We start from the raw sequence: 14,188 nt of genomic DNA, 5'->3' as shown, positions 1-14,188 counted from the left end.
CATACGAGGCAATGCAGGGTAAATATTGTCTGTATGGAGGTGCAAGTCCTAGATGCAAAGCGAAACGTTTACCATGTTGAATGCTGAAGCCATGCCGATCCATGTTTATAAATGGCTTCCGGACGCAGAAACCCGGATACGGGCTGTCGTCCAGATCGCCCACGGCATGTGCGAAACCGGCAAGCGCTATGAGGAGCTATCTGCTTTACTTACCGGTCACGGATTTGCGGTATACGCGAACGACCACCGGGGGCACGGGCTGACCGCCGGAAACATCGAGCGTCTCGGCGACGCCGGAGAGAATGGATTCGAAGGCATGATTGAGGATCAGCTGCTGCTCGCTTCCGAGCTTCGGAAGGCTCATCCGGGCCTGCCTCTATTTTTAATGGGGCACAGCATGGGCTCCTTCCTCACCCAGAAAATCATGTGCATTCACGGCAAGCGTTTCGACGGCTTCGTCCTCTCCGGCACGAACGGGCCCCAGAAGATGCTGCGGCTCGGGATTCAGCTTGCATCGGCGCAGATGCGCCTTCAGGGCAGCACCCACCGCAGCTTAATGCTGAATGCCATCGTGTTCGGGCCCTACAACAAGGGCTTTGGCGTTATCCGCACCCCGTTTGACTGGCTGTCCCGGGACGAGGCCGAGGTCGACAAATACATTGACGACCCCTATTGCGGGCAAGTATGCAGCGCCCGCTTCTTCCGGGATTTCTTCCGGCTGCTGTTGGAGCTCCACAAACCGCAGCTGATGAAAGGGCTGCGCAAGGATAAGCCGGTCTATGTCTTCTCCGGCGAGGAGGACCCGGTCGGGCAGCGCGGCAAGGGCGTCCGGCAGCTTATCGAGCTGTATCAAGGATACGGCATAGCAGACCTGGAATACCGGCTGTATCCCGGCGGTCGTCACGAAATGCTGCATGAGATCAACCGGGATGAAGTCGCCTCGCACCTGCTGGACTGGTTGGAGCGGCATACGCCTGCAGCCACCATTGAGGATGCTGCAAGCATGGAAGACGCCAATGTGAGGGACGCGAGTGAGGAAAACGCCCTTGCCATAGACGTGAGTGCAGCAGACACGAGTGCCGAAGATGAGCTTGCCAAAGACAAGAGTGGCGAAAACGCGCTTACGAAGGACGCGAGTGCCGAAGACAAGCGTACCGAGAACGCGAGTGTCAATGATGCGAGTACCGATGCGAGCGCAGCCGACGCGAGTGCCAAAGACGCTTAATTAGGTCAAGGGAAGCGATGACTTGTCATGGATCGTTGAAAATGAATGTGAAAAAGGGATGCCCCTTGGTCGATAAGAACAAGGCATCCCTTTTGCTGTAACGCGAAATAAGGCTTCACGCGTCTATTCAGTAACCTCGCAAATGCAATTTAGACTATATTTACTCGTCATCCGGCGTTCGGTCAATCACGAACTGGGTGACTTCCGTATAATCGCCTCTTTGGATTTCCTCGTCGGTAGCCTCTTCGCGCAAATCATCATTCGTCTCCATCCCCGGGGCGATGGTCGGTTCCTCATGGTTGCTTTGCTCAGGCCCGTGCTCGCGCTTCTCGTTCATCCGAGTCCCCTCCTTCTTGATCGTTCTATGCCTCTAGCGTACCGATTAACGGGACGAATTATACCGCAGCAGCATCGCCTTTTCTACCTATTCATCTTACCTTCGAATGCCAGCCATGTACCTAGTCCAATCAGTGTGATTCCGCTAATGGTTTGCTGCCACCAAAGAGCAATTTTGTTTCTCGATAAAAAATTACCAAATAAGCTTGCAATCAACGCTACCGAAATATCGACGGTCAGCCCAATCAGCCCTAATATTAACCCTAGAATAATAAATTGGCTGTTAATACTAGATGTGTCCGGATTTATAAATTGAGGGATGAATGTCAAGAAAAACAAAGCCACTTTAGGATTAAAAATATCCGTGATCGCTCCCTCCCAAAATGCTTTATACACACTAACCCTTTTTTTATTGGAGGAGACGCTAAGCCCCTTTCTATTTCTTAGTGTTTGAATCCCCAAATATAGCAAATAAATCGCACCAATGTATTTAATGATTAAAAAGGCCCAAACCGATGTCATTAAAATCGCCGATAAGCCAAGAACCGCTAAAAGGATATGTACTAACGTTCCCATTTGAATACCAATGGCTGTTGCAATCCCATGCCTTCGCCCCTGTGAAATACTGCGGCTGATCACGAATGCCATATCCGGACCCGGGGTAATACAAATGATAAATGCCGCCAATATAAATGCCGGCAAAAGCGTAAAGTCTAGAAAGTTAAACATACTTTGTACTTTGTCCTCCTTTAAAAAAATCGCTTGAATTCTTCCATCGCGATCGCGACTAATCTGCACCCTTATCAGGATCACATCCAGCCCGTCCTTATCATCTGGGACTGCTTTCGGGGAAATCTTCCCTCGGACCGAAATTGAGTAACCGCTCGCATCACAGTCCAACAAAAACAAGCCCGAAATCGATCCAGGCTTGTTTGCCACGGTTATTCTTCATAACCACTTCGTCATCTGTACGAAATAGGCGTGTGCTGGCAGCTCCTGCTTCGGCTTTTTACGCTCAAATATTCATGTAGTCGTCCCTCTCGACCCTACTCACCCGCAGCCCGAACCGGGCATACCACTCGCTCTTTCCTTTCTCTTGCGCCGTCTTGTGCAGGGCATTCTCCTTCCAGGCCTTGATCGCTTCGAGCGAATCCCAATAGGAGACGGTAATTCCGACGCCGTCGGCTCCCCGAACGCTTTCGACGCCAAGAAAACCCGGCTGCTTCGAAGCCAGCTCGACCATCTTATCTCCCATCTTCTCATACCCTCTATTCTCGCCTTCGGACATTTCTGAAGTGAAAATGACCGCATAGTACGGCGGTGCCGGCGTCTTTGCAATAGCTCCCATTTTGCTCCCCCTTTTTGCGATTTTCTACTTGCATTATATCGAGCCTCTTACAATAAATAAAATGAATGTTTAAAATGGTATTAATGATTATTTCTCATGGCAGGAGTGCTTAACATGACCTTAGCGAAATACGAAATTCTCGGTAAAGTGGTCGAGACCGGAAATCTGACCAAAGCGGCGGAGCAGCTAAACTTAACCCAGTCGGCGGTGAGCCGTGCCATCCTCAGCCTGGAGCAGGAAATGGGCATTCAGCTCCTTGTCCGGGGCCGGTCAGGCGTACGGCTGTCCCATGACGGAGAACGGTTGTGGGGATATATGAAGGAAATGCTTCATCTACAGAAAAAAATGATGCAGGAAGCGGATCAAATCAAGGGACTGATTAGCGGTACGGTCACGATCGGCACGTTTACGAGCATATCCATTCATTGGCTGCCGGATATTCTTCACCGTTTTCAAGAGAAATACCCGTTAATCGAGATCAGGCTGCTCGACGGGCATTATCACGATATCGAGCGATGGATCGCGGATGGGACTGCAGATTTTGGATTCGTGAATATGCCTTCTTCCCATGGCCTGGAAACTGCAATGCTCATCCGGGATCAGATGATGTGCGTACTGCCGGCTGGCCACGAACACGCCATGAAATCCGAGATCTCGCTGCAGGATATTGCGGACGAACCGTTTATTATGCCCGCTAAGGGATGCGATACGGATGTGAGAGCTTGGTTTGACGGACAACGCGCGGTGCCCCGCACCCGGTTCGAGCTTGAGGACGATCACGCCATCATGGCGATGGTGCGCAGCGGACTCGGCGTCAGCATCCTGCCGGAGACGATTCTTGCCTCCGCTCATGCAGGTCTGGCAGCCCGGCCGTTGGCCCCGAAAGCTTCGAGGTCGATCGCGCTGGCCGCGGTTTCTTTTAAGAAATGCTCCCCGGCAGCGGCCAAGGCGATAGCTTGTATTATGGAGATGATGGGGACGCATCAGCGTCTTAGCTATAAATCAAAAAATCCGTGCGCTGTGATGCAGGCTAAGCAGGTTAACGAATGAAACGGATCCGGCAATCAAGGACAAGTCGTGCGATGATATTAACCGCTCGAACGAGTCCTTCTCTATACACAAAAAGCGTTCCGATGCTCTCGCACCGGAACGCTCGCTTTTTTATTTATTAACCGCAGGCGATCATGATCGCTCTCGATCCATTGATATGGAGCATGGTACCCCTATCAATGGTTTGAAATTCCCGCGGTCGACCCGGCCAGCGGCATCGTGAAATAGCGCGGCTGGCCGCGATCATCCTGCTGGTACAGCACGAGCAGCAGCGTAGCTGCACGTCCTTGCTCCGGGTTGTCAACCGGGATTCCGTTACTGCCGCCATGGATAACCTCGTGCAGGTCGAACGGCAGCAGCTCGATCATCGCATGCTTCTGCAGCTCTCTCTCCGTGATGCCGAGCCCGGCGAAGCCGTCAGACAGCGCCTTCGGCTGCTCCAGGATCCGCCGTACGTTGGCCGACCACTCCGCTTTGTTTTGCGTGTGCTCCCACCAAATTTTACGCGGCTTATACTTATGGCCCAGGAAATAATCGAATTTCATCAGCCCTGTAATGATATCCATGTTCGGCGTTTGGCGGTCTTCCAAAAAAGCCGTCAACCGGGTAAACAGGTCCTCGAGCTGGTGGCCGATTTTTTGCCAGCCCCGCCCCTCCCAGTAGTCACCGAACTCCTGGAAGAAATCAAATGGCGACGCAAATTCGTGCCGGATTAAGTAGTTGACCGTATGATCCATCCGGTGTGCATTCCAGTACTTCTCCAGCACATCCTCCAGACGCTTCAACCGTACGATATCCGAGAAGGGCAGCACATCGCTGCTCAATATTTCGTAAGGCGCATGATCCATGTACGTGTAGTTATATTTCTCGGCATCGATGCGGAGTCCCGTCCCTCGAAGCATTTTCAAAAAGCCCAGCTGCAGCTCCTCCGGCCCCAAGGCGAACACGTCATTAAACGTTTTGCGGAAGGTAGCATAGTCCTCCAGCGGCAGACCTGCAATCAGATCCAGGTGCTGGTCGATCTTGCCGCTCTCCTTGATCATCGTTACCGTCCGGGACAGCTTCGCAAAGTTCTGCCGCCGCTTCACCAGCTCGTTCGTCGGATCGTTCGTGGATTGAACGCCGATCTCGAAGCGGAATATGCCTGGCGGCGCATTCTTCGACAAGTAGTCGAGCACCTCCGGCCTCATAATATCGGCCGTAATCTCGAACTGGAACACGCAGCCGCCGTGGTTCTTGATGAGAAACTCGAACATTTCCAGCGCATAATCCCGCTTAATGTTAAAGGTCCGGTCCACGAACTTGATAAGCTTCGCGCCGTTCTCGATCAGATACAGGATGTCGGCCTTCGTCCGCTCAATATCATAATAACGCACGCCGACCTCGATGCTCGAAAGACAGAACTGGCAGCTGAAAGGGCAGCCGCGGCTCGTCTCAAAATACACCACGCGCTTGCCGAGATGCGGGATGTCCTCCGGAAAGCGGTGCGGCGAAGGCAGCTCGGCCAGTATGCTCTTCGGCCTGCCCGGATTGATGATGACCTCATCCTGCTTGCGGTAAGCGATGCCGTACACAAAATGGAATTTGCGGTCCCCTTCGATCGTCTGAAGCAAATGGTGAAACGTCTCCTCCCCTTCGCCCATGACGATAAAATCGACGTTAACAAGCCGCTTCATCCAATAATCCGTATCGTAGGAAACCTCCGGCCCGCCGAGAACAATCGTAACCTCAGGCATGATCTTCTTGATAATATCAATCACTTTGACGGTCTCTTCGATGTTCCAGATATAGCAGGAAAATCCGATCACGTCCGGTTTGCGCTGAAACAGGTCGGAGACGATGTTCATGACCGGGTCCTTGATGGTGTATTCCGCCAGTTCGATATCAAAATCCTTCTCGCTGTAAGCCTTCAAGCAGCGTATGGCAAGAGAGGTGTGTATATATTTTGCGTTCAAGGTAGATAAAATGACTTTCATGATTCACGATCCTTCTCTTCAAATTCCGTACATGCAGCTTAGCGATCCGTTAGGCCAATGCCTATTCATCGCAAGGTCAGCCATTGCCCCTCACTCATAATCATACAAGTCATCGCTCTCCGCCGTAACCCCCGGGCCATTCTGGAAAAACTCCAGAAACGGCCGCCCATACTTGCGGAACTTCACTTCCCCTACACCTTTGACTTGCAGCATTTCGTCCTCGGTCTGCGGGCAGACCACGCTCATTTCGCGCAGCGTTGCATCATTGAAAATGATGTACGAAGGCACATGCTCCTTGCTCGCCAGCTCTCGCCGGATGAGGCGAAGCTGCTCGAACACCGTCTCGTTGACCGCCGACGGCGATGAATCGCGGCGGCTGGCGCTGCGCGTTCCGCCAGCGGTGCGCGCAGGCCTCGGCACGCGCTGCATGACCTCGCGCTGGCCCTTCAGCACTTCCGCGGCCCCGCTCTGCAGCTTCACGACCGGATATTGCCCCTCTGTCAAGGCCAAATAGCCCTCCGAGATAAGCACATTGATCGTCTCGGATATTTCCTTCTCGGTTCGGTTCGACATGACGCCATAAGTGGGTAGGCGGTCAAAGCCGTATTCCAGAACTTTTTTGGCGCGCGAGCCCTTCAAGACCGCTGCCACCATGGACACGCCAAACCGCTCGCGCATCCGGTGAATGCAGGAGAAAATCTTCTGCGCATCCACGGTAATATCGATCAGCTCCCGGTCGTCCGTGCAGGAGCTGCACGTGCCGCAGGGCTTGTCGTCATGCTCCTCCCCGAAATAATCCAGCATTGCGCTGCGCAGGCAGCGCGTCGTATAGCAATAATCGATCATTTGCTGAAGCTTGCGGTATTCGTTATGCTTGCGCTCCGAATCCTGCGGGTTCTGTTCGATCAGAAACTTCTGGGTCATGATGTCCTGCGCGCTGAACAGCAGGATGCACTGGCTCGGCTCGCCGTCCCTTCCCGCACGGCCCGCCTCCTGCACGTAGGACTCCATATTTTTCGGCATATTGTAATGGATGACGTAACGCACATTCGATTTGTCGATCCCCATGCCGAACGCATTCGTGGCGACGATCACCCGAATATCGTCATAGAGGAACGCTTCCTGGCTCTCGGCCCGCTCGGCATCGCTCATCCCGGCATGATACCGGCCTGCGGGCAATCCATGGGCCTGCAGCCGTTGACACAGATCATCGACCTCTTTGCGGGTGGCAGCGTAGATGATGCCCGATTGGTGGGCGTGCGAAGCCGCGTAATTCAGAACGAACTCCCGCTTGTTCTCCCCGCGCAGCACCGACATTTCCAGATTGTCGCGGCCCAGCCCCGTAACGAATACCTGCGGGTCATCAAGGCGGAGAAGACGCTGCATATCCTCCATGACCTCGGGGGTGGCCGTTGCCGTGAATGCCGCAACAATCGGCCTTCCGGGCAGCTCCGCGACAAAAGGCGCGACCGAAAGATAGCTTGTCCGGAAGTCATGCCCCCACTGAGACACACAGTGCGCCTCGTCTACGGCGACGATGGAGATATCCAGGCCGGCCATTTCCTCCCGGAACCAATCCAGCTCAAGCCGCTCCGGGGCAACGTACAGCAGCTTCAAATCCCCACGCTTGGCCGCGCGTATGCGCTCGTTCACCTCTTTGCCGCTGAGCGTGCTGTTGATGTAAGCGGCGTTGATGCCCGCCGTCGTCAATGCATCCACCTGGTCCTTCATCAAGGATATTAGGGGGGATATGACAAGCGTCAGCCCCGGATGCATGAGCGCAGGAATTTGGTAGCAGATGGATTTCCCGCCGCCAGTCGGCATAATGCCGAGCGTGTCCCTTCCGTGCAGCAGGCTGTCCACGATCTTCTTCTGGCCTTCCCGAAAATCCGGATAACCGTAATATCGCTGCAGGTATTCCCGCGCGGCCTCCATATTCATGGATTCTCTATCATTCGTTTCCACATTCATGGATAAAAACTCCTTATATCACTTGACTTTGCAACTAAAAATTCGTTCTGCCCCTCGAAAGAGCCGGACCGGCTGCCATCAGGCTTGCCCCGGACCACCCATGGTGCACACAGGTAAAGGTGCACACTGTGCAACGTGAAGCCGCATGATCGCGTCTTCTTACGAGCACATATTCGAGCGGCTGCCGATCGTTAACAAATCTACCATCCTTTAAGTTTAACGGTGTTTCAATGAATGGGCAACCGGATCAGGCAGGAAAAAGCTTGGTGCGTAAAGAAGTAAATCAATCAGAAGGCATGACAGCGGGCCTGACATAACGGGCCTGACGGATCGATATTTATCCAAAGTTGGTGATTGTTCAAAAATGAATGAAGAGCATGGCGAAATCATTGCCAAGGCGATCCAATATATGAAGGAGCATCTGGACGAGCCCTTGACCACAAAGCGGCTGGCAGATCAGGCCGGGTACAGCCCGTTTCATTTTTCAAGGATATTCAAAAAAACCACGGGGATTTCGGTAAGGCAATATCTATCCGCCCTCCGGGTGGAATCGGGGAAATCGGAGCTGCTGAAAGCCCCCTCCCTGCTGGTCAAGATCGGGATGCACGTCGGACTTACAAGCCCGGGCACCTTCAATTCGCGGTTCAAGCAGTTCGTCGGACTATCTCCGCGCAAATTCCGGTCCGTCTCCGAGTCCCTTCACCAGTATGTCAACCAATATAGGCATAAGCCGCTAAGCTTCACAGAAGAACGTTCGGGCCAACTGCCGCGGGTTCATTGCCGGATCGAGGCCCCTTCCGGTTTTCACGGCATTATCTACGTCGGGCTCTTCCCACGACCTGTACCCGATCAAAGACCCGCCGCCGGCACCGCCGTCAACCTGAAGAGGAGAACCTGCGTCATCACGGGGATGCCTCCAGGCACATATTACGTTCTGGCCGCCGGCATTCCGTGGAGCCTGAACCCGAAAGACTATTATCTGCTCAACCATTCGCTGCGGGGCAAGCTGGACGAGCCTGTTCACGTCAATGAAACGACGGATATCAGCGTTGTCATCACGCTCAGGGAGCCGCAGCCGTACGATCCGCCCATCGTCGTGAATCTGCCGCTGCTGCTGTTTGAAAAGGAACGGGGCAACTCAGCAAAGTAGAAGAATTTCGGGCCGATTTTCCCCGTTATAATGGGAAAAGGAATGGATTAATGGAGGAGAAAGATATGATTATCACACAAGAAACACAGATCCAGGCAGACATCGCGCTTGTATGGCGCGCGTGGACGGAAACTGCGCGCATTACGGAATGGTTCGCACCAGCTGCAGATATTGAAGCCAGGGAGGGAGGGAAATTCGAGCTGTACTTCAACCCCGCGGATAAACGCAGCATGAGCACAGCCGGGTGCACCATTCTGAAGTACGAGGAGCCGCATGTGCTCGCTTTTGAATGGAAAGGACCCGATCCGTTCGCGGACACGATGAACCGCAGTGGCGAGCTTACCTGGGTTGAGGTCATCCTCGCGCCGGAGCCTGAAGGGACCCGGGTTACGCTGAAGCATCATGGCTGGAAGGACTCTGCCGACTGGCAAGCTGCGAGGTCGTGGCATGTCAAAGCATGGGAGGATATGCTCGCAAGCCTGAAATCCCGCATGGAATCGGGCCAGGGCGTTCTCTGCTGCCAATAAGCATCAAGCGCGAATATTTTGGGGAGATCACGATTTCCCGTAGTACAACGAAAGATTGTTTCACGCGTTGCTTAACGCCCCTGCCATAGAAGGGTTCTTTGCGCTCGCAAGGGACCCTTCTTTACGTATTGACGGGGATTCTCTTGTTATTCGGTGTCCCGATTCGGGTAAAGAACATAATAATAATTCGGCTGCCCATTTCCCAGTCGACTAGGAATCATCATTATGGGAAAGAATAACTCGAACCTGATATATCAATCACAAGGGGAAATTTCATATGGATATTACACCGGAACAGCGCGTCACCTTACACGGCTTCAACAACCTGACCAAATCTCTAAGCTTCAATATGTACGATGTGTGCTATACCAAAACAAGGGAAGAGCGGGAGGCTTACCTTGAATACATTGACGAGCAGTACAATGCCGACCGGCTGACAAAAATTCTAAGTCATGTCGCCGATATCATCGGGGCGCATGTCCTGAATATCGCCAAGCAGGATTATGTTCCGCAGGGGGCCAGCGTAACCGTCCTTGTATCGGAAGGACCGGTCGTCGAGGTCCCTGAGGAATCATATGATGAATCACCGGGTCCGCTGCCGGACAATGTGATGCTCCAGCTTGATAAAAGTCATATTACCGTGCATACGTACCCGGAATTCCACCCGGACGAAGGCATCAGCACCTTCCGCGCCGATATCGACGTATCCACCTGCGGCGAAATATCGCCGCTGAAAGCGCTGAATTATTTAATTCACTCCTTCGATACGGATATCATGACCATCGACTACAAAATCCGGGGCTTCACGCGCGATATTCACGGTCACAAGCTGTTTATCGACCATGAGATCAGCTCCATCCAGAACTATATTCCTGACGAGGTCAAGGAAATGTTCGACATGATCGACGTTAACGTCTATCAGGAGAACCTGTTCCACACCAAGTGCAAGCTCAAACAATTCGACCTGGATAACTACTTGTTCGGATACACGAAAGACAAGCTGTCCCCTCAAGAGCAACAGGAAATTACCGAGCGGTTGACGCTGGAAATGAACGAAATTTACTACGGCAAAAACATGGATTGAGAACCTCTCTTCACCTAAAAAAGCCTCCGGCAGGATGAACCGATATCTGCCGGAGGCTTTTTGCGCTGCATTGACCAGGCGATTGGCCCCGGCCAGACATGCTGATCTGGCTGCCAACCTTATCCGTTAGAATTGTACTGAAAATCCATCAAAGCGGTGAATGCCTGTCCCGAAACGGATCAGATCCTTCTCCCTAAGCTCCCTGGCGGCCTCCCGTACAACCCTCAGCAGCTCCGGAGGCAGCCCGATCCGGTTATGCCCCCCGTAAATTTGGGTCACGCCTTCGATGGCGGCAATCCGCTCCAACGAGCGGACGAGATCCTCCGGACTTGTCGTCGGATAAAACGCGTAGACGGGGGTTTCGTCATACAGCAGATCCCCGGTGAACAGATACCCCCTGCTCGTATCGAGAACAGCGATATGTCCGGGAGAATGGCCCGGGGTGTGGTAGATCACCAGCCTTCGATTCCCCAGCTCAATCACGTCCCCGTCACGCAGCAGGCCGGCAGGGCGCCCCTGGTACGGGGTGTACGTTGCCGGATTAAATGATGGCGGTACCGGTCGCGTAATGTCACGCGAAATATCCTTCCGGATCTGTTCTATCGACAGCTTTTTGATTCCGCTGACAAGCCAGTCCTCCTCGGCCTCATGCACGTAAATTTCATCGTACTGGCCGTGGCTTCCGATGTGGTCGGCGTGAACGTGAGTCGTCAGCACCATAATGGGAAGGTCGGTCAGCTGATCGGTCATCCTTCTCATATTATCGATGCCGAGTCCCGTATCGATAAGCGCTGCCCGTTCACTGCCCAGCAGCAAGTAGGAGTGGACCTTTTCCCAATGGCCGAATTCACTGATTGCATAAGTCGCCTCGTCCAGCTCGGAAACCGTAAACCAGGCGTCGTCGATGACAATGTTATGGTGTTTGTTTTTCATATGCATACTATCCTCCATCCTGCTTCTCTTCTTGACTGTCCGTCCCCTCGGCTCCATCAGGAAACGCGATCAAGGACATGCGGTAGCTTTTCTCATCTTCCGATCGCGAAGCCTCGCTTGCTTCCGTATTCCGCATGGAGAAATGCTTGTGCATCAGCTGCTTAAATTCTTCAATAAACGCGTGGAAGCTCTCCTCCGTGGCATAGAAGCTGTAGGTCGAGGCAATGTTCTTTCGTTTGCTCTCATGGGTGTGATCCAGGGCAAAGGAGGATGCTGGCGCATGCTCGACTTGGGATCGCGCAGCATCGAGCGTCTCCAGGAATACCTGCCTTGAGGTTTCGACCAAATCCAGGCTGGGCAGCAGATGCTCCTCGGGAATAAACCGGCTTGCTGCAGCCCGGTAATATTTCTGAACGATGCCGTTCTTCTCCTCTTTCCGGACAATCCGGATAACGCCGTGCTTCTCCAGCTCCCTAAGATGAAAATATATATTATTCCGTGTAATCCCCAGCATTTCCGCCAGCTGCTGGCCGGTATATTCCTTCTTCACAAGATTCATCAGCATTTTCGTCCGCAACGGGTCGGCAATCGCTTTAAGCTGCTCATGCGTTGAAATTTTGTAAACCCCCGTAATATCCATTTAGTCACCTCCGTATTTTTTTATCGGTAAAATTATTTTTACTGTTATGGATAGATCATATCCGGTTTTCTCTCCCTGGTCAATACTTCCAGTCACTGAATCAAGGCCATCACTTAAATCTACAAGTCGCTTTCAGTCCTCTCGAATCCTTCAAATCGCCATGGAACTGCCGGCCGAACAGAAAAGATCTTAAAGCCGATGTCGTCCGCCTTATCTATCGCGCACCGAATTTTCGATTGCATAATGAAGTATGGTATATTAACCACAACGGAAGGATGTTCAATGAATCGCAAAAAGGATGTGCACGATGTTTGACCCGACTGTATTTGAAAATTTAAAAGTAGGCATTGAGAACGTAGTCTACGACTTGGACAATCTGGACGAGCTCATCCTCGTTACCGGACGGGAGGATCTGCTGGACATGGCCGTCATGTCGAGGAGCTTCAGCCTGAGGTTTGAGCTAAGGGGGCTGGAGGAGGCAGCTGCGGAAATTCGCCTTGATGCCGGACTTCAAGAGCTCGCGGCCGAAATATTGGAAACGCCGGGAAAGCAGCCTGGCTGCAAGCTGAATGTCCGCTTTTATAAAAACGTGAAGAGCATTGAAGAAGAATGCGCAGCTATTTCCCGAATCGTCGCCGCCATATGGGAACCCGAGATTCCCCCGGTGCAGACCGTGACATACATCGTTGGAGAAGAAGCACGCGGATACCGCATCATGACCGAGGTACGTTTCCCGCGCACCATTAACGAGGAGCAGATGGAGGACCTTCCGAATTTGGCGGATCATATGCTCCAGACGCTGGAACAGTTGAACCGAACCTAAGTGTTATTAAATTGTGAGAAGGAGGCGAGACTCGTTCTTGTCTCCCAAGCAAATAAAGCCTGACGGATGATCGTATCCGTCAGGCTTTATATTTATGCGGCCAGCAGCCGGATCCATATATCCGAAGGGTCCTGAACGAACCAAGCGCCCTCCCGTTGTACAGTGGCGAGGCCTGCCTCGCGGATTCGTCCGGTTACGGCTTGAAGCTCCTCCTCGCTTGGAAGCACGATGGTAAAGCTTTCGATACCGGCTGCATGCGGCGGCGTATTCGGGATGCCGGTACCGGCCCATGTGTTTAACCCGATATGATGGTGATATCCCCCCGCGGAAATAAACAGGGCGGCTCCGCCGTAATGGGCGGTCAGTTCAAACCCAAGCGTATCGCAATAGAACGCACGGGCTTGGCGAAGATCCGATACATGGAAATGCACATGTCCGATGACGGTGTCCTCGGGAAGTCCGTTCCATTCCTTATCCGCGGACAGAGCAAGCAATCCATCGATATCAACCGGATCGGTTGTCATAATGTATTCCCCTTGAGCATCCCGCTTCCAGGTTTCACGAGGCCGATCGGCGTAAATCTCGATGCCGTTGCCGTCCGGATCGTTAATGTAGAGGGCTTCGCTTACCAGATGGTCCCCTTGACCGACCGAGATATGATGAGCGAGCAAGTTCCGCAGCGCAAGCCCCAGACTCGCCCGGTCCGGTACCAGAATGGCGAAATGATACAATCCGGCTGTACGTGCCCTGGACTCCTCGAAGCCTTCAATTTCCTCAAGCGTTAACAGCGTCTCTCTTCCGCCTGCCGTAAGCTCGGCAACTCTGCCGTGCTGTCGCAGCATTCTCAAACCTACCACTTCCGTATAAAAACGAACCGATTGCCCCAAATCGCTAATGCGCAGCGAGACGGCGCCCAGTCTCGTCGCTGGATGCAAAATAGCCGACATTCCCTCACTCCTGACTCTTCAAATATTTTAAATGGAGAACGCGCTCCGTGTTAAAACAAGCTATTGCCAAACCTTTCAAGCGAAAGCTTCAGGCAGAATGGAACCTCATCGGTTACAGCGTGCCCTTTTTGCGAAATAATAACGAAATTTATAATTATGTAATTATTATAGTTACTAA

At 52.8% G+C, this 14,188-nt stretch carries 14 protein-coding genes; 6 read left to right on the top strand and 8 right to left on the bottom strand.

Annotated elements, in window-relative coordinates; genetic code table 11:
• Positions 1-52 precede the first annotated feature (52 nt).
• Entirely contained in the window at positions 53-1,225 is a 1,173-nt protein-coding gene (locus BBD41_RS20345) for an alpha/beta hydrolase (protein ID WP_418304236.1), read from the top strand.
• A 160-nt stretch (positions 1,226-1,385) separates the two neighbouring features.
• Here the strand turns inward: BBD41_RS20345 and BBD41_RS30040 are convergent, their stop codons facing one another.
• The 3 genes from BBD41_RS30040 to BBD41_RS20335 all read right to left on the bottom strand — a co-directional run bounded on the left by BBD41_RS30040 (position 1,386) and on the right by BBD41_RS20335 (position 2,909).
• The gene (locus tag BBD41_RS30040; protein WP_167392984.1) at positions 1,386-1,562 is read right to left on the bottom strand and encodes a hypothetical protein; all 177 of its coding nucleotides are present in this window, start codon (positions 1,560-1,562) and stop codon (positions 1,386-1,388) included.
• Positions 1,563-1,645: 83 nt separating this feature from the next.
• Complete coding sequence (locus tag BBD41_RS20340) at positions 1,646-2,500, bottom strand: LysE family translocator (protein WP_099478568.1); 855 nt, start codon at positions 2,498-2,500, stop codon at positions 1,646-1,648.
• Between the two features lie 76 nt (positions 2,501-2,576).
• Positions 2,577-2,909 carry an antibiotic biosynthesis monooxygenase family protein gene (locus BBD41_RS20335; RefSeq protein ID WP_099478567.1) on the bottom strand — a complete coding sequence of 111 codons (333 nt, stop codon included), beginning with the start codon at positions 2,907-2,909 and terminating at the stop codon, positions 2,577-2,579.
• Positions 2,910-3,023: 114 nt separating this feature from the next.
• Here BBD41_RS20335 and BBD41_RS20330 point away from each other — a divergent pair, with 114 nt between their 5' ends.
• Positions 3,024-3,959: a LysR family transcriptional regulator gene (locus tag BBD41_RS20330; protein WP_099478566.1), complete on the top strand. Its 936-nt coding sequence runs from the start codon at positions 3,024-3,026 to the stop codon at positions 3,957-3,959.
• A 176-nt stretch (positions 3,960-4,135) separates the two neighbouring features.
• On the opposite strand, the gene BBD41_RS20325 is transcribed toward BBD41_RS20330, so the two are convergent.
• Positions 4,136-5,935 (bottom strand): B12-binding domain-containing radical SAM protein, encoded by a 1,800-nt coding sequence (locus BBD41_RS20325; RefSeq protein WP_099478565.1) that lies wholly within the window; start codon positions 5,933-5,935, stop codon positions 4,136-4,138.
• A gap of 90 nt (positions 5,936-6,025) precedes the next feature.
• The gene (gene recQ, locus BBD41_RS20320; RefSeq protein ID WP_099478564.1) at positions 6,026-7,906 is read right to left on the bottom strand and encodes a DNA helicase RecQ; all 1,881 of its coding nucleotides are present in this window, start codon (positions 7,904-7,906) and stop codon (positions 6,026-6,028) included.
• A 364-nt stretch (positions 7,907-8,270) separates the two neighbouring features.
• On the opposite strand from recQ, the gene BBD41_RS20315 reads away from it, so the two are divergent.
• The 3 genes from BBD41_RS20315 (at position 8,271) to speD (ending at position 10,667) form a co-directional block, all read left to right on the top strand.
• Positions 8,271-9,056, top strand: coding sequence for an AraC family transcriptional regulator (locus BBD41_RS20315; protein ID WP_099478563.1), 786 nt, complete (start codon positions 8,271-8,273; stop codon positions 9,054-9,056).
• A gap of 65 nt (positions 9,057-9,121) precedes the next feature.
• Positions 9,122-9,583: an SRPBCC family protein gene (locus BBD41_RS20310; RefSeq protein WP_099480713.1), complete on the top strand. Its 462-nt coding sequence runs from the start codon at positions 9,122-9,124 to the stop codon at positions 9,581-9,583.
• A 277-nt stretch (positions 9,584-9,860) separates the two neighbouring features.
• Positions 9,861-10,667 (top strand): adenosylmethionine decarboxylase, encoded by an 807-nt coding sequence (gene speD / locus BBD41_RS20305; RefSeq protein ID WP_077567888.1) that lies wholly within the window; start codon positions 9,861-9,863, stop codon positions 10,665-10,667.
• Between the two features lie 126 nt (positions 10,668-10,793).
• Here the strand turns inward: speD and BBD41_RS20300 are convergent, their stop codons facing one another.
• A complete protein-coding gene (locus BBD41_RS20300; protein WP_099480711.1) occupies positions 10,794-11,600 on the bottom strand; it encodes an MBL fold metallo-hydrolase in 807 nt (268 codons plus the stop codon).
• A 7-nt stretch (positions 11,601-11,607) separates the two neighbouring features.
• The gene (locus BBD41_RS20295) at positions 11,608-12,240 is read right to left on the bottom strand and encodes an ArsR/SmtB family transcription factor (protein WP_189636070.1); all 633 of its coding nucleotides are present in this window, start codon (positions 12,238-12,240) and stop codon (positions 11,608-11,610) included.
• Positions 12,241-12,547: 307 nt separating this feature from the next.
• On the opposite strand from BBD41_RS20295, the gene BBD41_RS20290 reads away from it, so the two are divergent.
• Positions 12,548-13,063: a hypothetical protein gene (locus tag BBD41_RS20290; protein WP_077567890.1), complete on the top strand. Its 516-nt coding sequence runs from the start codon at positions 12,548-12,550 to the stop codon at positions 13,061-13,063.
• Between the two features lie 92 nt (positions 13,064-13,155).
• Here the strand turns inward: BBD41_RS20290 and BBD41_RS20285 are convergent, their stop codons facing one another.
• Entirely contained in the window at positions 13,156-14,010 is an 855-nt protein-coding gene (locus tag BBD41_RS20285; RefSeq protein WP_099478562.1) for a VOC family protein, read from the bottom strand.
• Positions 14,011-14,188: the final 178 nt, after the last annotated feature.

It is taken from the genome of Paenibacillus ihbetae, assembly GCF_002741055.1.
Taxonomy (GTDB): domain Bacteria; phylum Bacillota; class Bacilli; order Paenibacillales; family Paenibacillaceae; genus Paenibacillus_AQ; species Paenibacillus_AQ ihbetae.
Note: the sequence above shows the minus strand (reverse complement) of the source record. Positions and strands in the feature narration are given on the sequence as shown.